General features: G+C 53.2%; 22 protein-coding genes. 3 read left to right on the top strand and 19 right to left on the bottom strand.

Annotated elements, in window-relative coordinates; translation table 11 throughout:
* Nucleotides 1-2: 2 nt before the first annotated feature.
* The 9 genes from FG166_RS04880 to FG166_RS04840 form a co-directional block, all read right to left on the bottom strand.
* Nucleotides 3-839 (bottom strand): site-specific integrase, encoded by an 837-nt coding sequence (locus tag FG166_RS04880; RefSeq protein WP_234446810.1) that lies wholly within the window; start codon nucleotides 837-839, stop codon nucleotides 3-5.
* A 134-nt stretch (nucleotides 840-973) separates the two neighbouring features.
* Nucleotides 974-3,106, bottom strand: coding sequence for a type I DNA topoisomerase (topA, locus tag FG166_RS04875; RefSeq protein ID WP_003683147.1), 2,133 nt, complete (start codon nucleotides 3,104-3,106; stop codon nucleotides 974-976).
* A gap of 82 nt (nucleotides 3,107-3,188) precedes the next feature.
* On the bottom strand, nucleotides 3,189-4,064 hold the full coding sequence (gene dprA, locus FG166_RS04870; RefSeq protein ID WP_003683149.1) for a DNA-processing protein DprA: 876 nt from the start codon (nucleotides 4,062-4,064) through the stop codon (nucleotides 3,189-3,191).
* A gap of 52 nt (nucleotides 4,065-4,116) precedes the next feature.
* Nucleotides 4,117-4,887, bottom strand: coding sequence for a ribonuclease HII (locus FG166_RS04865; RefSeq protein WP_003683151.1), 771 nt, complete (start codon nucleotides 4,885-4,887; stop codon nucleotides 4,117-4,119).
* On the bottom strand, nucleotides 4,880-5,752 hold the full coding sequence (gene ylqF / locus FG166_RS04860) for a ribosome biogenesis GTPase YlqF (protein WP_003684924.1): 873 nt from the start codon (nucleotides 5,750-5,752) through the stop codon (nucleotides 4,880-4,882). The genes FG166_RS04865 and ylqF overlap by 8 nt, the downstream gene beginning before the upstream one ends.
* Nucleotides 5,753-5,762: 10 nt before the next feature.
* The gene (locus FG166_RS04855; protein WP_003683156.1) at nucleotides 5,763-5,987 is read right to left on the bottom strand and encodes a YozE family protein; all 225 of its coding nucleotides are present in this window, start codon (nucleotides 5,985-5,987) and stop codon (nucleotides 5,763-5,765) included.
* 9 nt (nucleotides 5,988-5,996) lie between these two features.
* The gene (locus FG166_RS04850; RefSeq protein ID WP_003683157.1) at nucleotides 5,997-6,590 is read right to left on the bottom strand and encodes a YpmS family protein; all 594 of its coding nucleotides are present in this window, start codon (nucleotides 6,588-6,590) and stop codon (nucleotides 5,997-5,999) included.
* A 3-nt stretch (nucleotides 6,591-6,593) separates the two neighbouring features.
* On the bottom strand, nucleotides 6,594-7,511 hold the full coding sequence (locus tag FG166_RS04845) for an SGNH/GDSL hydrolase family protein (protein WP_003683158.1): 918 nt from the start codon (nucleotides 7,509-7,511) through the stop codon (nucleotides 6,594-6,596).
* 130 nt (nucleotides 7,512-7,641) lie between these two features.
* On the bottom strand, nucleotides 7,642-8,268 hold the full coding sequence (locus FG166_RS04840) for a DapH/DapD/GlmU-related protein (protein WP_003683159.1): 627 nt from the start codon (nucleotides 8,266-8,268) through the stop codon (nucleotides 7,642-7,644).
* 69 nt (nucleotides 8,269-8,337) lie between these two features.
* Between FG166_RS04840 and FG166_RS04835 the strand changes: the two genes are divergently transcribed.
* Entirely contained in the window at nucleotides 8,338-9,516 is a 1,179-nt protein-coding gene (locus FG166_RS04835; protein ID WP_003683161.1) for an NAD(P)-dependent oxidoreductase, read from the top strand.
* A gap of 133 nt (nucleotides 9,517-9,649) precedes the next feature.
* On the opposite strand, the gene FG166_RS04830 is transcribed toward FG166_RS04835, so the two are convergent.
* Complete coding sequence (locus tag FG166_RS04830) at nucleotides 9,650-10,492, bottom strand: DegV family protein (protein WP_003683163.1); 843 nt, start codon at nucleotides 10,490-10,492, stop codon at nucleotides 9,650-9,652.
* Nucleotides 10,493-10,658: 166 nt separating this feature from the next.
* Between FG166_RS04830 and trhA the strand changes: the two genes are divergently transcribed.
* Nucleotides 10,659-11,288 carry a PAQR family membrane homeostasis protein TrhA gene (trhA, locus tag FG166_RS04825; RefSeq protein WP_003684928.1) on the top strand — a complete coding sequence of 210 codons (630 nt, stop codon included), beginning with the start codon at nucleotides 10,659-10,661 and terminating at the stop codon, nucleotides 11,286-11,288.
* Here trhA and FG166_RS04820 read toward each other — a convergent pair.
* From FG166_RS04820 to FG166_RS04805, 4 genes are all read right to left on the bottom strand, one after another.
* Nucleotides 11,268-11,771 carry a dihydrofolate reductase gene (locus FG166_RS04820; protein WP_003683166.1) on the bottom strand — a complete coding sequence of 168 codons (504 nt, stop codon included), beginning with the start codon at nucleotides 11,769-11,771 and terminating at the stop codon, nucleotides 11,268-11,270. The two genes, trhA and FG166_RS04820, sit on opposite strands and share 21 nt — an antisense overlap.
* An 11-nt stretch (nucleotides 11,772-11,782) precedes the next feature.
* Nucleotides 11,783-12,742, bottom strand: coding sequence for a thymidylate synthase (locus tag FG166_RS04815; RefSeq protein ID WP_003683168.1), 960 nt, complete (start codon nucleotides 12,740-12,742; stop codon nucleotides 11,783-11,785).
* Between the two features lie 65 nt (nucleotides 12,743-12,807).
* Complete coding sequence (locus FG166_RS04810) at nucleotides 12,808-14,694, bottom strand: ABC-F family ATP-binding cassette domain-containing protein (RefSeq protein WP_003683172.1); 1,887 nt, start codon at nucleotides 14,692-14,694, stop codon at nucleotides 12,808-12,810.
* A 12-nt stretch (nucleotides 14,695-14,706) separates the two neighbouring features.
* Nucleotides 14,707-15,909 carry a CCA tRNA nucleotidyltransferase gene (locus tag FG166_RS04805; protein ID WP_003683173.1) on the bottom strand — a complete coding sequence of 401 codons (1,203 nt, stop codon included), beginning with the start codon at nucleotides 15,907-15,909 and terminating at the stop codon, nucleotides 14,707-14,709.
* A gap of 165 nt (nucleotides 15,910-16,074) precedes the next feature.
* On the opposite strand from FG166_RS04805, the gene FG166_RS04800 reads away from it, so the two are divergent.
* Complete coding sequence (locus tag FG166_RS04800; protein WP_003683175.1) at nucleotides 16,075-16,932, top strand: phage integrase N-terminal SAM-like domain-containing protein; 858 nt, start codon at nucleotides 16,075-16,077, stop codon at nucleotides 16,930-16,932.
* A 113-nt stretch (nucleotides 16,933-17,045) separates the two neighbouring features.
* Here the strand turns inward: FG166_RS04800 and FG166_RS04795 are convergent, their stop codons facing one another.
* The 5 genes from FG166_RS04795 to cmk form a co-directional block, all read right to left on the bottom strand.
* A complete protein-coding gene (locus tag FG166_RS04795; RefSeq protein ID WP_003683178.1) occupies nucleotides 17,046-18,308 on the bottom strand; it encodes a tetratricopeptide repeat protein in 1,263 nt (420 codons plus the stop codon).
* Nucleotides 18,309-18,386: 78 nt separating this feature from the next.
* Nucleotides 18,387-18,662 carry an HU family DNA-binding protein gene (locus FG166_RS04790; protein WP_003683180.1) on the bottom strand — a complete coding sequence of 92 codons (276 nt, stop codon included), beginning with the start codon at nucleotides 18,660-18,662 and terminating at the stop codon, nucleotides 18,387-18,389.
* A gap of 223 nt (nucleotides 18,663-18,885) precedes the next feature.
* On the bottom strand, nucleotides 18,886-20,199 hold the full coding sequence (der, locus tag FG166_RS04785) for a ribosome biogenesis GTPase Der (protein ID WP_003683182.1): 1,314 nt from the start codon (nucleotides 20,197-20,199) through the stop codon (nucleotides 18,886-18,888).
* Nucleotides 20,200-20,276: 77 nt separating this feature from the next.
* Nucleotides 20,277-21,509, bottom strand: coding sequence for a 30S ribosomal protein S1 (rpsA, locus tag FG166_RS04780; protein ID WP_003683184.1), 1,233 nt, complete (start codon nucleotides 21,507-21,509; stop codon nucleotides 20,277-20,279).
* A gap of 76 nt (nucleotides 21,510-21,585) precedes the next feature.
* Entirely contained in the window at nucleotides 21,586-22,266 is a 681-nt protein-coding gene (cmk, locus tag FG166_RS04775; protein ID WP_003683185.1) for a (d)CMP kinase, read from the bottom strand.
* Nucleotides 22,267-22,281 lie beyond the last annotated feature (15 nt).

Here is a 22,281-nt window from a genome sequence, read left to right as displayed (position 1 = left end):
CTCTAGAAATACTGTTGATACTTCTTCTTCAAATCCTGAACCTGCCCTTGTTGGTAACCCGCCGTGGCCACTAGGGTCTTATGGCCCGCCAACCGGTTGGCGTCTTCCAGGCGTTGTTCTAACACGACCTTGTTCAAATAGGCATGGCGTAGGTTCGCGGGCGTGGCGCCTCCGCTAACCCGGCGGACGGTTCGTTCAACCCAAGAACGGCTAACCGGTTTCCCATTCGCCAACGTCAGCACCCGTTCCCTGACCGTCGGTGGCGTCGCATAAGCCGCTTCTAACTGGCTTAATAAGCCTAACAGGTCATCAGGCAAGGGAACGTAGCGCTCGGTTTGGTCCTCGCCTTTAATCAGGACCATTTTCATGGTTACGTCCACCTGCCCCCAACATAGGGCGATTAGCTCGCCCGTTCGCATGCCAGTCTCGATTACCAAGTAGGTGGCGACCCGTTCTAAGAGGGTCGCCCGCTTGCTGTTTTGCTCGATCGATTCCATCAACAATTGGTAGTTGGGCAGGTTGCCCCTGGCACCACCGACCTCGTCAAATTGGATCCCGACCAGGGGATTTTGGTCCACCAACCCCTGCTCCAGTAAGTAGTGGTAAAACCGGCGGAGGGTCGTGGCCTGATAACGGGTAGTGGCCACGCTAACCCCCTCTTTTTGCCGGCGAACGAAAAAGGCGCGAATTTGGGCGGTCGAAAGGTGGACCCACCCCGGCCACTCGCCCTGGTAAGACCGGCGAACAAAGTTGAGGTTGCGACCGTACCCCGCGATGGTTGATGCGGCGAGTCGTCTTTCCTGTTCCTTTAAAAAGGACGCTTCTAATTCTTCATCCATTACCAAATGATCCCCTCCCGACAAAACTTTAAAAAAATTATAACATAGTAAATATCGCAAGAAAATCGGAAATGGAAACCCTTTCGTAAAAATCGTCTAAAAACGCCCACCATCTTAGGCAGGCGTCAATTAGATTATTTTTGAACTTCTTCCTTGTAATCCCCGTTTGGACAGAGGACTTGCTTGCCCCCCTTGACCTTTTTTTCAACCAAGAAGTGCCCATCCTTTGGGCAGTCGCGACCAATTGGCCGGTCCCAAGACAGGAAGTCACAGTCCGGGTACCGAGAACAACCGTAAAAGACCCGGTTCTTCTTGGACTTACGTTCCACCACCGTTCCCTGGTGGCAAAGTGGGCATTCGACCCCGGTGTCTTTAACGATCGCCTTGGTGTTACGGCAGTTCGGAAAGCGGGAACAAGCGTAAAACTTACCGTACTTCCCCATCTTAATGACCATCGGGGCACCACAAATCTCGCAATTGGACCCGGCTAGTTCATCCTTCATCTCAATCTTAGCCACCTGCTCTTCGGCCGTGGCCACTTCCTTTGAGAACGGCTTGTAGAAGCCATCAACGACTTGCACCCAGTTTTCCTTGCCCTCTTCGATCTTATCAAGTGAGTCTTCCACCTCGGCGGTAAACTTGACGTTGACGATGTCCGGGAACTGCTTGGCAATCAAATCGTTAACGATTTCCCCAAGTTCAGTTGGTTCAAAGTGACGAGATTCTAGCTTGACGTAGTAGCGGCGTTGGATCGTATCTAAGGTTGGCGCGTAGGTGGACGGGCGCCCAACCCCGTTTTCTTCCAGCGTCTTAACCAGGGTGGCTTCGGTGAAGCGAGCCGGTGGCTGGGTGAAATGTTGGGCCGGATTGTCGGCGACCATCTTGACGGCGTCGCCCTCTTCTAGGTTAGGTAAGATATTATCCTTACCCTGGCTCCCCTTGTAGACCTTAGTAAAACCATCAAACTTAACCTTCGACCCGTTGGCGCGGAAGTCGACCCCATTTTGGGTGATGGTGACGGCCATCGTGTCCGTCACTTGCGGGGTCATCTGACTGGCGACAAAGCGCGACCAGATCAGGTTGTAGAGTTTGTATTGGTCAGGGGTCAAAAACTCCTTCATCTCGGCCGGGGTCCGGTTAACTGAGGTCGGCCGAATTGCTTCGTGGGCATCTTGGGCCCCTTCTTGTAGCTTCCCCTTGACCGGCTTGGTGGCGGCGTATTCCGCCCCGTAGTGTTCGTGGATGAAAGTGGAAGCCTCGTGCTTAGCCACCCCAGCAATCCGGGTGGAGTCGGTCCGCATGTAGGTAATTAGCCCGACGGCGGCGCCCTGGCCGATGTTAATCCCTTCGTACAGTTGTTGGGCGGCCATCATCGTTTTACGGGTCCGGAAGTTTAAACGGCGGTTGGCATCCTGTTGCATTGTCGAGGTGGTAAACGGTGGTTGCGGCATCCGGCGCCGTTCCCGCCGGTCAACTTTGGTAATTGAAAAGTCCTGCTGGCGGTCGAGTTGTTGTAGAACCGCTTGGACGGCTTCTTGGTTCTTCAGGTTGGCCTTCTTACCGTTTTGGCCGTAGAAGCTCGCTTGGAACTTTTCTCGGCCCTTTTTGAAGTCGGCGTCAATCGTCCAGTATTCTTCGGGAACGAAATTCCGAATCTCGTTTTCGCGCTGGATGATGAGGTTCAAGGCGACGGATTGCACCCGCCCCGCCGACAGGCCCTTTTTAACCTTTTTCCAGAGGATTGGCGAAATCGAGTACCCCACTAAGCGGTCGAGCACCCGGCGGGCCTGCTGAGCGTCCACTAGGTCCATGTTAATCGTGCGAGGTTCTTTAAAGGCCTCTTTAACGGCATCCTTGGTGATTTCGTGGAAGGTGACCCGGTTCTTTTCGGTCGGGTCCATCTTCAAGAGGTTCGCCACGTGCCAAGCGATGGCTTCCCCTTCACGGTCCGGGTCGGAAGCCAGGTAGACGGCCTTGGCCGCCTTGGCGTCCTTGCGCAATTCCTTAATCACGTCCCCCTTACCCCGGATCGAAATGTAATCGGGTTGGTAATCGTGGTCAATATCGACCCCCATCCGCGACTTGGGGAGGTCGCGGACGTGGCCGAGGCTTGCGACGACCTTGTAAGTCCGTCCGAGGTACTTACCAATCGTCTTGGCCTTGGAAGGCGATTCAACGATGACCAGCTTCTTTTGGTTGGTCCGGCTAACTTTGCGCCGGGTGGTTTTTTTCTTTGTTGTGCTTTCTTGTTTAGTTGCCAAACTCATCGGCTCCTGTCATTTAATAATCTATTCCATTTATTATTAATGCACGGGCGCCCTGCTGTCAAATGAAAGATGCAAAGTTAAACTAAGCTTCGGCTTCAAACCAGGGGTCAAACTCCGCTAACAAGTCCTTGCTGTTTAAGATTGGTTGCGCCCCTTCACTAATTAATTCGTTGGTGCCAAGCGAGGTCAGGCTGGTAATGGGGCCGGGGACCGCACAAACATTGCGGTTCTCCTGCAGGGCTAAGTTAGCGGTGATCAAACTGCCACTCTGCTGCTTTGCTTCCACCACCAAACAAGTTTGGCAAAGCCCGGCGATGATCCGGTTGCGGGCGGGAAAGTGGCTCGGCAAGGGCGGGGTTTGCAGGGGGTACTCGGTTAACAAGAGGCCTTGGTCGGCCACTTGGGCCTGCAAGGCACCGTTTGATCGGGGGTAAGTTTGGTCCAGGCCGGTCCCGATCACCCCGATCACGGCGCCCCCGCTTGCCAGGGCCTGCTCGTGACTCCGCGAATCGATCCCCCTCGCCAGCCCCGACACAATGGCAATCCGGTGGTTAACGACGCTGGGAATCAGTTTCTCTAAGACGGTGAAGCCGTAGCTAGTTGCCTGACGAGACCCGACCACCGCCAGGGCCGGCATTTTGAATAGGTCCCGGTTGCCCTGGTAGTACAAAACCAGGGGTGGGCAGTAGATTTCCCGTAAGATTGCTGGGTAATCGGGATCCAGCAGGGTAATTTGGGGGACCCGGTAATTTTGTTCAACCAACCGGTCCAAATAGGGGCTCGCCCAGTTTTTTAGCAAGCTTTCCTTGACCCGTGGTGTAATCTGCGACTGGCTGGTGAGTAATTCCAAATTGTCAAAGCAGTAGTTTTGCTCGGCAACTCGCCACAGGCGCACCCGGCTTAACGGACCGAGGCCGGGACAGAGGCTTAAGCGAAAGATAAATTCTCGTGGTTGCATAAAAAATTCCTCCCTACTGTTAAGTACGGAGGAATCGGTAATGGTGACGAAATTAATTGACGTAATCTGGCACCGGTCGGAAGGTCCGCCGGTGGATCGGGCAGGCCCCCAGCTGCTCTAAGCCAGCTAGGTGGGCCGCCGTGCCGTAACCCATGTTGTCCTTAAAGCCGTAGCCGGGATACAGACGATCGTAAATTGCCATCAGGTGGTCCCGGTACTCCTTAGCCACAATCGAGGCGGCTGCCACCGAGATGCTCTTTTGATCCCCCTTGATTAACGTCGTTTGGGGTACCGGAATGTCTAACGGGACCGCATCGACAATCAGGTGGCTGGGCTGGTGGTGGAGTGCTTTGACCGAGCGAATCATCGCCGCCTGGGTGGCCGCATAGATGTTAAGCCGGTCAATTTCTTGAGCCGGACTGACCGCTAGGGAAACCTCAACGGCTTCATCGAGGATCCGCAGGTACAACTGTTCGCGCTCGTGGCGGCTTAACTGCTTTGAATCGGTCACGCCAACTAGGTCAAACTGGCTGTCTAAGACCACGGCGCAAGTCACCACCGGGCCAGCCAGTGGGCCACGCCCGACCTCGTCGATTCCGGCGACGTACTGGTGACCGGCCTGCCAAAGCTGGTTTTCGTAGCGGAAGCGGTTCAAAAAGGCGGCCCGCGCCTTGGCCCTTTTTTCCAGCCGCTTGGCGAACTGGTTTAACGCGGCCTGAACGCCCTTACGCGGGTCGTCCTTGAACTCTGCCAGTCGGGGGTCCTGGGGATCGGTGATTGACGAAAGCAATGCCCTGACCTGGGCCACCGATTGCTTACTCATCTTCGTCCCCCGCTTCCAAATCGGTGGGGTCTTCAAGGGTAAAGGTTCCCAATTTACCCCGCCGCATTTCAAAAATCAGCCGCTCGCTGGCCCGGTCGTAATCGTCTTTCATCCCCATTTTCTTGGTGATTTCTAACAACAGGTCTGGGGTGGTCACACCGTCTTCAAGACTAGCCGGGCTCAACCGGTAGCGGGTCATGAGCTCTTGGGTACGGTGGGCCCGTAAGTAATCCAGGGCAAAGATCGCCACGTCGTCTTTAGGGTACAGCGAGTCCTTGATCGCCCCGGACAGGGCCAACATCTTGGCCTGGGTTTGGGTGGCAAACTTAGGCCATAAGACCCCGGGGGTGTCTAACAGTTCCAAGTCGGCCGAGGAACGTAGCCATTGTTGGCCGGTCGTCACCCCTGGCCGGTTCCCGGTCGCGGCAACGTTTTTTTTCACCAAGTGGTTGAGCAAGGTGGACTTACCAACGTTGGGAACCCCGACGCACATCGCCCGGATCGCCCGCTTTTGCATCCCCTTTGCTCGCTCGGCGGCCAACTGGTCCTTTAGAATCTGTTGGGCCTTTACGGTCACCTGTTTAGCAACCTGGTGGGCCCTGGAATCGAGCGCCAAGACCGGTTGACCGTTTTGTTCAAAGTAGTCGATCCAGTGGGCCGTTGTCGTCGGGTCGGCCAGGTCGGTTTTGGTCATGATTAACAGGCGGGGTTTGTCGCCGGCCATCCGGTTAATCTCCGGGTTTTGCGTTGAATACGGAACGCGGGCGTCGACCAGTTCAAAGACGATGTCGACTAAGGGCATTTGTTCTTTAATTTGGCGCAGGGCCTTGGCCATATGGCCGGGGAACCATTGAATCGTTGCCATCATTTTCCTCCTAATTCATCTTCTGTTCGTAGCGGCGCCAAGCGTCATCAAAGATCAGCATTGACGGTAGGTACTCGGCGTTTTCTTCTAAGTACTTAGAAATCTCGTCAAAATCTTGTGACTGCTTGGGAAAGGCGGAGTCATAAAAGGCGTTATTGGCAAACTGCTCCACCTCATCGGGTTGGTTGGGGTTTCGTTGGGTCATCAAAAAGTGGTAAAAACTCTCGCGGTACATGGGGGCCTCCTATTTAGTTGGAATCGTAATCAAAAAGCGGAAGGTGCCGTTGGTCATGTTGATTTCTTTGGCGGTATATTGCACGGATTTATCCTGGCTGTACTTATTTAAATCCAGCAGGATCGTTTCTTTTTTCACGTTTAAACTAACCCACTGGGGCAGCTTATAGTTCTTCTTTAAAAAGGCCATCACAAACCGGATCGGCAGGTTTAGTCGTCCAACCGCTAATCCCTTGGCGCGCAACAAAACGTTACCCTGACTAGTTTTTTGCGGGATGAAGTTCAAAGAAAACTGCACCGTTGCCCCCAAAAATTTAGTCCGGCCAATGACGGTCGCGTACTTTTTACCGACGACGAAGCGGTACTTCACCTTGGAGTCCTTTAAGAACTTATTCAAGTAGTTAGCCGACAGGGCGTTAACTTGCTTGCGGTTTAAGGTTACCTCCACCGAGGTGTCCGCCTGTTTGGTGGCACTGATCTCTTTGGGAACGGAGACCGGGGCGGTCGTTTTATCGATCACCACCCCAATGAAAATCACGACCAAAGTGGCCAAAATGAGAAAGGCCCACTTCCACGGGTTCCGTTTTCTTGGTTGTCTGTGCATATTCTACCTCGTTTGGTACTCAAAGTTGTTATTTTTCACCATCGCGTCAAAGAGTTTCTCGGTCATCTTGGTGTAACCCAGGTGATTGGGGTGGAAGTTATCTGACGTCGAAATGTAGTTGTTTAGGTTATGGTCCTTGTTGTTCATGATTGCAAGAACCGCCGCTTGGGTGATCTGATCGTTATTGGATTTTTTCGCCTGACTGACCAATTGCTGGCGGGCCGCCCGGGTCGTGTATTGACCATAAGAAAGGGTGTGGTTGATGTCCACAAAGGTTGCTGGTTGGTACTTGGCAACCAGCCGCTTAGTCAACTGGTTCCACTTGGCAACCGACTTGGAAATCACCGTCACGTTCGGAAAGTAGGTGTAAAAAGGATTATAGATCGAGAACACGAAAAGCTGGGCGTTTGGGTTATACTTTCGGACGTCTTTAAAGAGGGCCGTAAGCTTAGTCTGATAAAGCTTACCCGCCGCATTCACGTCTTTTTCCACCGTTACCGAGGACGTCGAAAAGGCGGCCTTTTCTAACGTTTGCATCAGGTCATTGCCCCCAACGGTCATCACGATCACGTCGGCGCTCTTGAGTCCGGTTTGGATTTCCCTTTGGCTATCGAGCCGGGCCTTAATTTGATCGGACCGGTCCCCGGTGACACCAAAGTTTTCGGTGGTCACCTGGTTGCCATACTTATCTTCCAAGCGGGTCTTAATTTGCCCCACGTAACCACCCTGCTTTTTTTCATCCCCCTGGCCGTGGGTCAACGAGTCCCCTAGGGCAACCAAGAGAATTTTCTTCTTTAAAATCCGTTGTTGCTCTTGGTTGGCGACGAGGGACGGTTCACCACGCAAGTACCAAGCTGCCCCACCACCAATGGCGATCAGGGCGACAATTAACAACAACCAGCGCCATACTTTCTTGCTCAAAACGCTTCCTCCATTAAAAAGGGACGGCCGCTTTGGTCGTCCCCTTATTTTACCGGGGCGGTGAGACATCACCGTGCCCACCAAAGGTTAGTCGCTAACCATTGTAGCACACTTCCCGGCACCGCTTAAATTAAGCGTGAAGGTGTTTTTGGACAAATTCCTCAATTGGTAAACGGAAGTCGAGGTAGTTAGCCTCTAATTGTTCCCGTGACCAATCCCACCAAGCGATCTTTTCTAGGTCCGCCTTAATCTCGTCGGGGAAGCGGTCCTTGATCTTCTTGGCCGAGACCCCGCCGACGATCGTGTAGGGTTCCACGTCATGGGTGACCACGGCCCCGGAGCCAATCACCGCCCCGTCGCCGACCGTTAGGCCCGCTTGAATGATGGCACCGTGCCCAATCCAAACATCGTTACCAATCGTGGTCCGGACCTGCTTGCGGTTAGCCAAGAACTCAACGTCGGGCTGGTCAAAGCCAAAGGTCGTCCCGTTGTAGGCAAAGACGTGTTGGGAAGCCCGGTTGTAAGGGTGATTGGTTGGCCCAATCCGCACCTGGGCGGCAATGCTAATGAAACGCTTCAAGTCGCTGTTTTGCAGGTAACAATTTTGCCCGGTGTAGGTGTAGTCCCCAATCGTGCAGTTATCGGCTAACGTCCGGTCGCCTAGTTCCACCCACTGGCCAAAGGTGGTCTTGTTAACCTGGGCCCCTTCACCCAGGGTTGGTTCGTCTCGCTTTAACTTTGGAAATTCGATGTGCATTTTAGTAATTCCCTCTTTTCGGTTTGGTTTATACTTACTTTATAATCCATCTTAAAGGAATGAGCAATTATGTACCAAGTAAAAACAATTGATAAATTTGAATTAAGCGATTTTGCCCACGATCTACTTCAAATTTCTGACACGGACGCTCCGAACGCCCTGTTGGTTCGTAGCTCCCAGGTTGACGATGCCCTGATCAACGACCAACTGCTGGCGATCACCCGGGCCGGGATTGGTACCAATACCATCAACGTCAACGCCTGCACCGAAAACGGCACCGTCGTCTTAAACACCCCCGGTGCTAACGCCAACGCCGTTAAGGAATTGATCATCCAAGCCCTCTTCCGTTGCGTGCGCCCAATTGACCGGGCGATTGCAACCGTCAAAGACCTGACGGCCGAACCGGGAGCTGACCTCCAAGTGCTGGCCGAGGCGACGCGCAAGGAATTTATCGGCCGCGAATTATACGGGAAGACGATTGGGATTTTAGGCCTCGGGGCAATTGGCCAACGGGTTGCCGAAGCTAGTTACCACCTCGGGATGCAAGTCTTGGGTTATAACCGTAGTCCCAAGAACCTCCCCCACGTCGTTCAACTACCGACAATTGAAGAGGTCATGTCATTAGCCGACTTTGTGGTCGTCATGCTACCCCTGACCGAAGAAACCACCGGCCTGATCAACCGGGAACGGCTCCAACAGCTAAAACCGGACGCCTACCTCCTGAACTTTGGCCGCGGCGAAATCGTTAATAACCAAGACCTCCTCGAAGCACTGGCCAATGGCGAGCTGGCCGGCTACGTTAGTGACTTTCCAGCTAGCGACCTGCAAAACCAACCGGGGGTCACCCTCCTCCCTCACATCGGTGGCAACACCGAAGAGGCCCTGACCTTTAGCACCGATATGGCCTTACAAAACCTGCTTAACTTCTTAGAGAACGGTAGCGTCCGGACCTCCGTCAACTTTCCGCGCGTCGACCTCCCCTTTGACACCCCCCACCGAATCACCCTCTTTTACAAGGACCGGGCCAACCTGTGGCTCGATTTCGTCCAACTTTTAACTGACCAGGGCTTAACGGTCAAGGAAATGACGAGCAACGCCAAAAACGGCTACAGTTACGCCCTGATCAACACCGACCTCAGTGTGCTCAGCCAAGCGGAAATCGCCAACTTACGTCAACTCTTACAAGACCACGGTGACATCATTCGCTTCCGCTTCTTAACCAACCCATCTATGAACCCAGAGCTATAAGCTCCCCTTAAATCAACAAACCGGCCAATTACGCAACCTTGGTTGCGTAATTGGCCGGTTTTTGATTGGAAAGTAGGAAATAACCGCAGACCTAATAGCTAAGTAAGTCGAATGGGTTGGTTACCACCCACCGTTATTCCGTGTAGTAAGTCAGGCAGCAAGCGCCCAACCCGGTATGGGTGGCGATCACGGGCACCGTTTCCCGCACCGTGACCTCGATCCCCGGGAACAACTCGTTTAATTTTCCCTTTAAGCGGGCAACTTCCTTATCGGCCTTGACGTGGGAAATCCCGATCCCTTTCACCTTGGGACCATTAGCCATCTGGTCTAAGATCTTGTCCCATTCTTTGTGGATGGCCTTAATTCCCCGGCCCTTCATGGCGATGTGGATTTGACCACCCGCTACTTCCAGCATCACCTTAATGTTAAACAGGCTAGAAATTGTACCGGCAAAGCGGGAAATCCGGCCCCCGGCCACCAGGTTATCCAGGTTGTCAATCGCCAGGTACAGCTTGTGGTGGTCAAAGACTTCCTTCATCTTCGCCACGGCCTCATCCATGGTCCCGCCGGCTTCGATTACCTTAGCGGCCTCTAAAATCTGGAAGGCCATCGCCCGGTCGGTGGTTTGACAATCAATCACCCGGACCGGTGTCTTAGTCAAACTAGCCGCCTGCTCCGCTGCGTGAACGGTACCGGAAATTGATTCCATCATGCAGACACAGAGGACTTCAGCGCCATCTTCGCCCAGTCGATCAAAGGCCTCGGTGAACTTACCGATTGGCGGCTGGGAGGTCTTTGGCAAGGAGCTGGCCTTTTCCATCATGTCGGGAAACTGGTCGTTGGTAATCGTTTCGCGTTCAACGTAAACCGTCCCGTCGATCATCACGGATAAGGGGATGATCGTGATGTCGTGCTCTTTGATTTCCGCTTCGGTTAAGCCGGCGGAGGAGTCCGCCACAATTTTAATCTTTGCCATGGAATTTATCACTCTTCCTGAAAAATTTGGTATAATTAATCTAGTCTTTAAAACTAGATTACGTTATCATAATATCACAAACTTGCGAGGAGTTTGCCTTCGTAAATCAGTATAACAAAAGTTACCCTTGATTTCACTGCTTCTCCTTGCCCCAAAGGAGTCCATCATGCATCGTCAACAACCGAATCTGTTAATTGAAATTGGCAACGCCGTTACCCATGGGCTGGGCGTCGGCCTGTCAATCGTGGGGATGATCGCCTTAATCATTACCGCCGTTAATGCCCACAGCCCGCTCAAGTTAGTGGCCTTTATTATCTACGGTACCGTTCTAGTGCTCTTTTACCTGGCCTCGACCCTGTTTCACTCGCTGATCTTCACCCGGGCCCGCCACGTCTTTCAAGTCTTTGACCACTCCATGATCTACCTTTTAATCGCGGGTTCTTACACCCCTTACTGCCTAGTGGCGATTAGAGGGTGGCTGGGGATCAGCCTTTTAACGGTCATTTGGTTAATGGCCATCGGCGGCGTTATTTACAAGGCGCTGTGGCTAAACAAAAAGAGCTTCTGGTCAACGGTCATTTACGTGATCATGGGCTGGATGTGCTTGTTTGCCATCATCCCACTTTACCACGCCCTAGGGCCGGTTGGCTTTGGCTTACTTTTGGCTGGTGGGATTACCTTCACGCTGGGCGCAGTTTTGTACAGCTTTCCCACCCAATACACCCACTTGATCTGGCACCTCTTCGTTTTAGGTGGCACGATCCTGATGTATTTTTCAATTTTGCTTTACGTTTAAGACCCACTTTTCAAAGGTGCAGGCCGGGTCCGACTCGGTCGCTTGAAGATGGCGCTCAGCGACTTTTTGCCAGGTGCGATAGTCGATGGGCGCCATTTTTACGTCGCCGTGGTGGTCTCCTTCAACAACCGTTCGGTACAAGACGGTCGCTAAAGACATGGTACTGGCAAAGAGGTGGGCGCCCCCAATGATGAAGACCTCCTCGTCTTCACCGTAATTGGCTAACAAGTCGGTCAGGGCGTTGACCCCGTTAACCAGGGTGACTCCTTCAATTGGCGTCGTTTGTCGGGTCACGACGATGTTGGTCCGCTTAGGTAGCGGCCGCCCCAAGGACAAGTAGGTGTTTTTCCCCATGATGACCGGGTGACCACTGGTGAGGTGTTTAAAGTGCTTTAAGTCGGCTGACAGGTGCCAGGGCATGTCATTGTCCTTGCCAATCCAGCCCGCCTCATCTTCCGCCCAAATAAAGGCAATCTTAACCATGCTGTTCCTCCTTAGACCGCTACCGGGGCCTTAATGGCGTCTTCGTGTTCGTAGCCCTCCAGCTTGATGTCTTCCATTTGGTACTCGTCAATTGGCTTGGCCTCCGCCGGCAAGATCAGCTGCGGTGCCTGGTGAACTGGGCGGCTGAGCTGTTCTTTAATCTGATCGAGGTGGTTTAAGTAGATGTGAGCGTCCCCCAAGGTGTGGACAAATTCCCCAACTTCCAGCCCGCACTGGTGCGCAATCATGTGGGTCAGTAAGGCGTAAGAGGCGATGTTAAACGGTACCCCTAAGAAGATGTCGGCACTGCGCTGGTAAAGCTGGCAAGACAGCTTGCCGTTGTTCACGTAAAACTGGAACATTGTGTGGCACGGTGGCAGGGCCATGTTATCGACGTCGGCCGGGTTCCAAGCCGTTACGATCAACCGCCGAGAATCGGGATTGGTCTTAATCTGCTCGATCACCTTTTTGATTTGGTCAACCGGGCCGTTTGGCGTTTGCCAACTCCGCCACTGGGAGCCGTACACCAAACCTAGGTTGCCGTACTGCTTAGCAAAGTCGTCATCCTCTAAGATCCGCTGGCAAAAGGCCCGCTTTTCCTTTTTGTACTCTTCGTTAAATGCGGCATCCACCAAGGAACGGCGGCCAAAGTCGGTCATGTCCGGGCCCGTATACTCGTCGCTTTCGACCCACTTCTTAAAGGCCCACTCGTCCCAGATGTGGTTTTTGTGTTCCAAGAGAAAGCGGATGTTGGTGTCGCCGCGCAAGAACCAGAGGAGCTCGCTTTTGACCAGCCCAAAGGCCACCTTCTTGGTCGTCAGGATCGGGAAACCTTCCTGCAGGTTAAAGCGCATCTGGTAGCCGAAGACCGACTTAGTTCCGGTTCCGGTCCGGTCCCCCTTTTGGTCACCGAATTCCAGGACGTGGCGCGCCAGGTCTAGGTACTGTTCTTCATTATGATTTACCGTCATTGCAATCGCTCCTTTTATTCAATTGGGTCTAATTGTAACAGATCTCAACCGGATTACCGGCAACTCTAATCCACGTAATCACTTAGGTATTCCCAGCGGGCCGTCTTATCATCGAGCTCCTTAGTAACCTGGTTTAACTGGGCCTGTAACTTAGCCAGTTTCTCGTAGTTATCACCATTTGCGGCCATTGCCGTTTCAATCTCTTCTTGTTGACTGGCTAACTGGTCGATTTGTTCGTTAATCTTTTCCCACTCCAGTTGTTCGGCGTAGGTCAACTTGGTTTTTTCCTTTTTCTCCGCTTGTTTGGCAACCGGCTTTTTCTCTACCGGCGCCTTTTTAGCCGGGACCGTCGTTTGAACCTGATTAGCTAGGTAATCGGTAAAACGCCCGGTGTAGCGCTCAATTTGCCCCTGCCCCTTGAAAATCAACAGGTCGTCGGCCACCCGATCCAAGAAGTAGCGGTCGTGCGAGACCGTGATCACGGTACCACTAAAATCGTCTAGGTAATCCTCTAAGACGGTCAGGGTGCCGATGTCTAGGTCATTCGTCGGTTCGTCCAAGAGTAAGACGTTTGGTTGTTGCATCAGGATTTTTAACAGGTAGAGGCGCCGCTTTTCACCCCCGGATAACTTCCGAATTAGGGTCCCGTGCATGAAGCGGGGGAACAAGAAGCGTTCCAGTAACTTCGTCACGTCAACGCGCTGACCGTACTTATCGACCACGTTGTCGGCAATTTCGGTTAAATAAGAGATCACCCGTTTATCGTCGTCGACCCCCTCGGTTTGCTGGGTGTAATAACCTAGGTTAACGGTCTCGCCAATCTTTAAGACCCCGGAAGCCAGCGGAACCCGCCCCGCGATGACATTGAGGAGGCTGGTTTTCCCGGCCCCGTTTTCACCGGTGATCCCAATCCGATCGCCACCCTGAACCAGCAGGTTGAAGTCCTGTAAGATGTGGTGTTCGCCAAGGGACAGGTTGGCGCCCTTTAGTTCGATGACGTCCTTCCCGAGCCGTTGTGAACCCAGGTCAATGGCGATGTCCTCGTCCGTTTCCACCTGGCCCAGGGAGTCCTTGAGCTCGTTAAAGCGGTTGATCCGCCCCTTTTGCTTGGTGGAACGAGCCTTGGCGCCGTGGCGCATCCAAGCCAGTTCCTTTCTATACAGGTTTTGCTTCTTGCGTTCACTAGCCTGGGAGAGTTCGAGGCGTTCGGCCTTCTTTTCGACGAAGGCTTGGTAGTTACCGTCGTAGTGGTGCATGACCCCGTAGGCCAATTCCCAAATGTGGTTAGTAACTTGATCCAAGAAGTAACGGTCGTGGGTGACCACCAAAACAGCCCCCTTGTACGAGGCTAGGTATTCTTGAAGCCACACGATTGAGGCCAGGTCCAGGTGGTTGGTCGGTTCATCAAGCATCAGGAGGTCCGGTTCTTGAATCAGGACCTGCGCTAGGCCAACCCGTTTCACTTGTCCCCCCGACAGTTCCCCCATCTTCTGGTCCATGTCGGTGATTTTAAGTTGGGTCAGGATCGTCTTAATCCGGGAATCCGCGTCCCACGCGTCCTCTTGGTCCATGGACGCTTGCAGCTTGGCAAAGCGATCGGCCGCCGCCGCATCTTCGGGGTGGTTAGTGTACTCCGTGAGGGCCGCTTCATAGCTGCGAATTGTTTGAAAGACCCGCTGGCTGCCCGCAAAAACCGCATCGGTAATCGATAAATCCGGGTCAAAACTCGGCTGCTGCATCAGGTAGCCAATCGTGTAGTCCCCCGGCTTAGTGATCTGGCCGGCATCGGCACCAGTTTGACCGGCAATCACGTTCAAGAGGCTGGTCTTCCCACTACCGTTAGTACCGATCAGGCCGATCCGATCGCCCTCGTTAATCAAAAAGGACACGTCTTCAAAGAGCACCTTTTCGCCGTAACGACTCGTTAAATTATCCGCACGTAATGTCTGCATGTTTCCTCCTTACTACGCCTTTAACAGCTCGCCCGCCGCCTTTAATAGGGTCTGGTAATCATTGGCCAGCTGACCTTCAACCACTTGTTTAGTCAGGGTGGTGAGGGCCTTGCCCATTGCTGGCCCCGGCTTAAACCCCGCTTTAATTAGGTCGCCCCCGTTTAAGGCCAATTCGCCGCTCTCCTTAATTGGTAGAGCCTGGTACGCTGCTTGAACCGCCTGTGGATCGACCTGACCACCCAGGGAGTTGGCGATCACGACGGCGTCTGCCACCGCTTGCTGACCCGCCTGGTAAAGATCGCTTGCCCCAGCCGCCTTAGTCGTCAGTTTTTCCACCAGTGGAACGGCCCGAGAAACGGCGGTAATCAAACCATTCGATAGCTTCCACCCCTTTAAGAAGGGGCGCAGCTGGTTTTTATCAAGGCCCAAGCAGATTGCAAGTGCTCCCCAAGCCTGCGTGGCGTTGTTTAACGTCAGTGGTTGCTGAGCCAAATATTGGAGCCCTTGGCCACCCTCCTTCAGTCCTGGACAATGCAGGTACAGCTTGGTGTCTAACATGGTAGCCAAACCGTTTTGGACCGCCTTACCAAGGAGTAACTTTTCGAATTCGACCTGGATCCGTTCAACGGCGATCTTTTCCAACAGGGCCGCGTTTTGTGACATCCCGGCCAGCGTGCCCGGCTCGATTTGAAAACCAAGCTTGGCGGCAAACCGGGCTGCCCGCATCATTCGCAAGGCATCCTCGTGAAACCGCTCGGCCGGATCACCAACCGCCTTGATCAAGTGGCGCTTTAAATCCCCTAACCCGTCAAAAAGGTCCACCACCGTCCCGTCCTCTTTTAAAGCCAAGGCGTTAATCGTAAAATCCCGGCGCTGTAAGTCTTCTTTTAAAGACCGCACGAAGGTAACGGAATCCGGACGCCGGAAATCTTGGTAACCCGACTCGGTCCGGAAGGTGGTCGTCTCATAACCAGTCCCGTGATCTAAAATCATCACCGTCCCGTGTTCAATCCCGGTGTCTACCGTCCGCGAAAAGATCTGTTTGATCTCCGCCGGGTAGGCCGAGGTGGCGATGTCAATGTCATGAATGGGTAAGTTTAAAATCGTATCGCGAACACAGCCGCCGACAAAGTATGCCTCAAAGCCAGCTTCTTCAATGCGCGAAAGGATTGGGCGGGCCGGTTCAAATTCCGCCGGCAGCGTCTCAATTTTCATGGTGAAGCCCCGTTTCGTCCAAATTTAAGGTGCGGACAATTACTACTTGCTCGGCACCCAATTAATCTATTCTAGCAAATTTTGGCTGGTCGTGTTAGGGTGTTGGCGATTTGTTTGAGTGGGTGTATAGTTATAGTAAATATCTGCTTACTTGGAGGTGTTCTTATGGCAGACCATTACCCCTACCAACAACCGTTTGAAAATTTTTTAATCCAACAGGGACTGGCGCCGCTGACGGTGGCAACTTATGCCACCAGCCTTACCAGCTTCTTTGACTTCTTGCGTGCTAACCGCCCCGCCTTTGCCCACGACCCCCAGGTGGACGCGGTCACCGAAACCGACGTCCGGGCCTTTTTTAACTACCTCAAAGACGACCGGACGGCGACGCTGGCGACCACCAATAAGATTTTATCCCACCTCAACCGTTACTTTCGCTACCTCTTCACTCACCAACTGATCCATGGTTACCCGACCCTGACCCTGCACGGGGCCCTCCCCCGCCCGGCGGTGAAGGTCAGCCCCAAGTGGGTTAACCAACTCGACCAATTATTGGAAAGTGACCAACTCCACTTCTACACCCGTTTAACCCTATTCCTCTCGGCCAAAGGCTACACGGTCGGCGAATTCTTGGCCCCCGACTTTGGCCAACAACTGCGGCGACTGAGCCCCACTACTAAGGCCGAGAAGAACTTTTTAGTCGCCTTTAACGTTTTCCACCAACCCCTCGCGGACCTGCAGGGGTGCACGGATCCCTTTTTAAAAACCCGGCTTAACCACAATCAGCCACGCCTTACCAACGCCGGTTTGCACAAGTACCTCAAGGCCGACGAGTCGTTAACCAACTTCTCGCTGGCCCCCCGTAACCTCCACCAGGGTTACGTCTTAAACCAACTCCGCCTCCACCGGGACTGGTCGGACCAGCAATTAATGGAGGTCCTGCGCATTGACCCGGCCTCCTTGCTCTACTACCGCCGGCTCTTGTTTAATCAAGACAGGGCGGAACAATCGGCGGAAAAAGACTAGGGTAATTGGCCACTAACGTTTGGAAATACAAGCAGAGCCCAAGAGGAAGCGGCGCTTTCTCTTGGGCTCTGCTTTGCTTTATGCCCCGTTTCTCACGGGTTTCCGTTATCTGGTTAGTAGTCTTCGTCCAGTTGTTCTAGGAGTTCTTGTAGTTCGCTATCGGCCGGATCAATCGCCAGGTAGTGCTCAACGGCCTCCCGCAACTGCGGGCGCATCCCCATTTCCTGGTAAAACTCAATCAACTGACGCAAGAAGGTTGGGTTATCCCTCAGGGCCGGGGCGGCCGCTTCAAAAGCTTGCTTGGCCCCGTCAAAGTCCTCTTTGTGCAAGTACGACTGGGCCAGATTCCACTCAACTTGGGGATCATCGTTTTCGTCCACCAGCGGTGCCAAGAGGGCGAGGTTCTCGTCGTCTTGACCTTGGTGAAGCAAGAAGTTGGAATACTGGAGGGTAATGGTTTGGTTATCCGGATCCAGTTCGTGGGCCCGCTTCAAGTAGGTCGCCATTAATTCCGTATCGCCAACGTGGCTAGCCATCTCGGCTGCTTGGGCGTACAGGTGCTCATTGTACTGGTCAACCGCTAATCCTTCTTGCAGGGTGGTCAGGGCCTGGGCGTAGTGGTGCTCTTCGGCGTACGCTTGGGCCAGGGCCGGGTAGACCGAGGCGTATTGGCCATCGTCTTCTGCTAGCTCCTTGAAGGTGATGATGGCCTCCTTGAGCTGGTGGAGGGCTAACTGGGTCAACCCGGTCTGAAACCGGATGTCACTGGTTTGATAACCAGGCGCTACCTGATTTAAGTAACCCAGTGCCTGATCAAACTTACCGAGCTGGGCGTAAGCGGTCCCCAACCGTCCGGCAATGTCAACCTTCGCGAATTCGAGGTGGCCCGCCTTAATCAGGGCGAAGTAAAAGGGAATGGCCTCTTGAAACTTACCGATTAGGTAGTAGTACTCGGCCAGGGCAAACAAGACGGCGGGTTCGTCGGGCGCCATCCGGTAGGCCTCGTTTAACTTGGCCTCCGTAATTTCAAATTGCTCCTCGGTTTGGTAGAGGTCGGCTTGCACCAGCAGCGACTGCAGGTAAGCCGGCGAGCTGGGTTGAATTTGGGATAGGTAGGAAAGGGCCTCGTCATTGTCGCCATTGTCGATGGCAATTTCGGCTAAGGCGGTTCGTAACTCATCCTCTTGTGGGTAGCGGTCCAAAAGCTTTAAATAGGTTCGCTGGGCCTGGTTGGTCAACCCGAGTGCGTAAAGCTCTTCCGCCAAGCTGTAGAGGGTGTCATCGTCATCCTTCCGCAGGGCCCAGGCGAAGTCTTTTTGGGCCTGGTCCATGGTACCTTCTTCAATGTGGTCTAACATTTGTTCTGAATAGGTCACGTTGTTACCCCTTTCTAATTGACCTTAAAAGGGGCTGTGACGTACTTGTCACAGCCCCTCGTTTACGCTAAGTAAAGCTTACTTAACGGCGTCCTTAAGCGCCTTTCCTGGCTTGAATGCCGGAACCTTGCTTGCAGGAATTTGGATTTCTTGACCAGTTTGTGGGTTACGACCCTTGCGGGCAGCACGTTCACGAACTTCGAAGTTACCAAAGCCGATCAGTTGAACCTTTTCACCCTTAGCCAAGGAAGCTTGGATGGAGCTGAAAACTGCGTCAACAGCTGCGGTTGCATCCTTCTTAGTCAGACCGGTTGCAGTTGCAACGTTGGTAACTAATTCTGCCTTGTTTGCCATGTCACTTTCACCTCCCACTAACGATCACTCCACGGGGGGTGATCCAGTGATTGTTAATTTTGAGTGGTCCAAAATTAACGAAACAATGACGAACCTTCGCATTATTTCAAAAACTAGATTAGCATAGTAAAACCCCGTTAGCAAGGCATTTCCCGGGGTTTTTACCATTTTTGCCATTTTCCGGGAAATTTCCGCCCTCAATCCTTGCGCAAGCGGTTTCTTCCTACTTGCGCCGGCGTTTGATTAAGCGAATTGGGGTCCCGGTAAAGTCAAAGGCCGCCCGGATCCGGTTCTCTAAGTAGCGGGCATATGAAAAGTGCATCAGGTCCGGATCGTTAACGAAGATCACGAAGGTCGGCGGCGCCACGGCAACCTGAGTTGCGTAGTAAACCCGCAGGCGCCGGCCGTTGGACGATGGGGTTGGGTTAGCGGCCAGGGCATCCATCAAGACGTCGTTTAAGACCGCCGATTGAATCCGCCGGTGTTGGTGATCGTAGGCCTCTTCAATCATCTCCGGTAAACGGGACAGCCGTTGCTTGGTCTTAGCCGACACAAACACGATCGGGGCGTAACTAAGGTACTGGAATTCGTGACGGATCAGGTTGGTAAAGTCGGTCATCGTCCGTTGGTCCCGGTCCGGGATCGTGTCCCACTTATTGACGACGATGATCACCGCCCGTCCCGCCTCGTGAGCGTAGCCGGCAATGTGCTTATCGAGTTCCCGGATCCCCTCTTCGGCGTTTAACACGACTAAGACGACGTCGGAGTCATCGATCGCCCGCATTGAGCGCATTAGGGCGTAACGCTCGGTATTTTCGTAGAGTTTGCCCTTCTTTTTGATCCCCGCCGTGTCGACCATCGTGAATTCGCGACCGTCCTTCGCCGTAAACTGGGTGTTAATCGCATCACGGGTCGTCCCGGCCATGTCCGAAACGATCACCCGGTTTTCGCCTAGGATGGCGTTAACGAGCGAGGACTTACCGACGTTGGGCCGCCCGATAAAGGAAAAGCGAATCCGGTCGTTCTCTTCTTCGGCGTCCTTTTCGGCAAAGTTTTCAATCACGGCGTCGAGCATATCACCAAGGCCAACCCCGTGAACGGACGAAACCGGGTACGGTTCACCCAAACCAAGTTGGTAAAAGTCATAAACGTCGAGCCGCCGCTCGGGGTTATCAACCTTATTGACGGCCAAGACGACCGGCTTGTTGGACCGGTAGAGAATTTGGGCCACCTGCTCGTCGGCATCGGTCACCCCGTTTTCAACGTTAACGACCATGATGATCACATCGGCTTCTTCAATCGCGATTTCAGCCTGTTGCCGGATCTGCGTTAAGAGGGGTTGATCGGACATTTCAATCCCCCCGGTGTCAATCATCGAAAAGTTTTTGCCCAGCCATTCCCCGTGGGCGTAGAGGCGATCCCGGGTTACTCCGGGGGTGTCTTCAACGATTGCGATCCGCTCCCCGGCGATCCGGTTAAAGAGGGTCGACTTCCCCACGTTCGGGCGTCCGACAATCGCTACTACTGGATTTGCCATGAAGTTTCCTCCCTTCAATAAATTTTGGCAAAAACAAAGCCGGGATTACTCCCGGCCCTGCTTATTGATGGTTATGATTACTTGTCGAAGTTCTTCAATTGGTCACCAAGCAGGTCACCCAAGTTGAAACCACTTTCTTCTTCCGGTGCGTCTGCGATGTAGTTGTTGTTACGACGACGCGGACGACGGGAACCACCGTTGTTGTTATTGTTGTTGTCACTGCCCGCCGGAGCTTCTTCAAGCGCCTTGATGGACAGACCCAAACGTTGACGTTCAGGGTCAACGTTTAAGACCTTCACCTTAACTTCTTGCCCTGCTTCAAGCACGTCAGCTGGCGTAGCAATGTGCTTGTGGGAGATTTGGGAAATGTGTACCAAACCTTCAACGCCAGGGAAGACTTCCACAAAGGCACCAAAGCTAGTCAGACGCTTAACCGTCCCAGTCAGGACAGTACCAACGGCAGCCTTTTCTTCGATGTCATCCCATGGGCCAGGCAAGGTTTGCTTGATCGAAAGGGAAATCCGTTCGCGTTCTGGGTCAACGTTTAAGACCTTCACCTTAACTTCTTGACCAACTTCCAGAACGTCGGCTGGCTTGTCAACGTGGTCGTAAGAAATTTCGGAAACGTGAACTAACCCGTCAACACCGCCAAGGTCGATGAAGGCCCCGAAGTTAGTCATCCGGGCAACCTTACCTTCAACCACGTCACCAGCAGCCAATTCAGAGAAGATCTTCTTGGCAGCTTCTTCGTGTTGTGCTTGAACGATTTCCTTGTGGGAAAGGATCAGGCGGTTTTCACTTGGTTCGATTTCAATGATCTTGAATTCAAGTTCTTCGCCCTTGAATTGGTTCAGATCTTCAACGTAGTGGTCAGTAATCATTGAGGCCGGAACGAACCCACGGACGCCGGCGTCAACAACCAACCCACCCTTAACGGCTTGCGTAACCGTAGCGGTGATGGTTTCGCCATCGTCAAACTTCTTTTGGATTTCGTTCCAAACCTTCATGGCTTCTAAGCGCCGATGAGAAAGCAGGTAAGAACCATTTTCCTTGTCGCTCCCGATCTTGGAGATAACAACCAGGTCAAGTTCGTCACCAACCTTGACAACATCATTGATGTTGTCAACGGGCTTGGTAGACAGTTGGTTGGCTGGGACAACCCCTTCCACACCAGAGTCTTCGATCCCAACGATCGCTTGGCGGTCGTCGTCGATTTGTAATACCCTCCCCTTAACAACATCACCGACGTTTACCGTCTTGATGGAGTCAAGTGCTTCTAACATAGCGTTATTGTTTTCGTTTTCAGCCATCTAAAAATATCCTCCTTGCAACAATCAACTCTAAACACCATTCTACAGGATCCGAACTGACATTGCTAGTCTTTTACTATTTTTGTTCCAGTGTTTTTTCAATTCGACCGGCAATCTGATCGACCACTTGCTCAATGGTCAGGTGAGTGGTGTCGAGTTGATAGGCGTCCGCGGCTTTAACGAGCGGAGAAACCGCCCGGGTGGAATCCTTTTGATCCCGTAGTTCGATCGCCCGTTGGAGTTCTTCAATTGAACCACCGTCGATCCCCCGCTCTTGGTTATCCAAGAAGCGGCGCCGGGCCCGTTCGTGTGCCGAGGCCACCATAAAGATTTTGACCGGGGCATCCGGGAGGACGGTCGTCCCAATGTCACGGCCGTCCATCACGATCCCGCCCTCTTGGGCAATTTGACGTTGCAATTCCACCATCCGGCTCCGCACGGCTGGAATGGCGGCCACCGTCGAAACGTGCTGAGCCACTTCCGTCGACCGAATCGCCTGGGTAACCTCATGCCCGTCGATGAAGACCTTTTGTGGGTCGCCGGGGGCGAAGGTGATCGTGATTTGGTTAGCCAGTTCACTCACCAAGTCATCTTGGCTTAAATCAATTCCCCGCTCTAAAGCGGCCAGGGTTACCGACCGGTACATCGCCCCGGTGTCACAGTAAATGTACCCGAAGCGCTTGGCCACGAGCTTGGCGACCGTACTCTTTCCCGCCGAAGCCGGCCCGTCAATTGCAACTTGAATTCCCTTTACCATATAAAAATGTTCACT

Origin of the sequence: Limosilactobacillus fermentum (genome assembly GCF_013394085.1) — a bacterium.
Lineage (GTDB): Bacteria > Bacillota > Bacilli > Lactobacillales > Lactobacillaceae > Limosilactobacillus > Limosilactobacillus fermentum.
The sequence above is the reverse complement of the archived record's forward strand: the minus strand, read 5'-3'. Positions and strand labels throughout refer to the sequence as shown.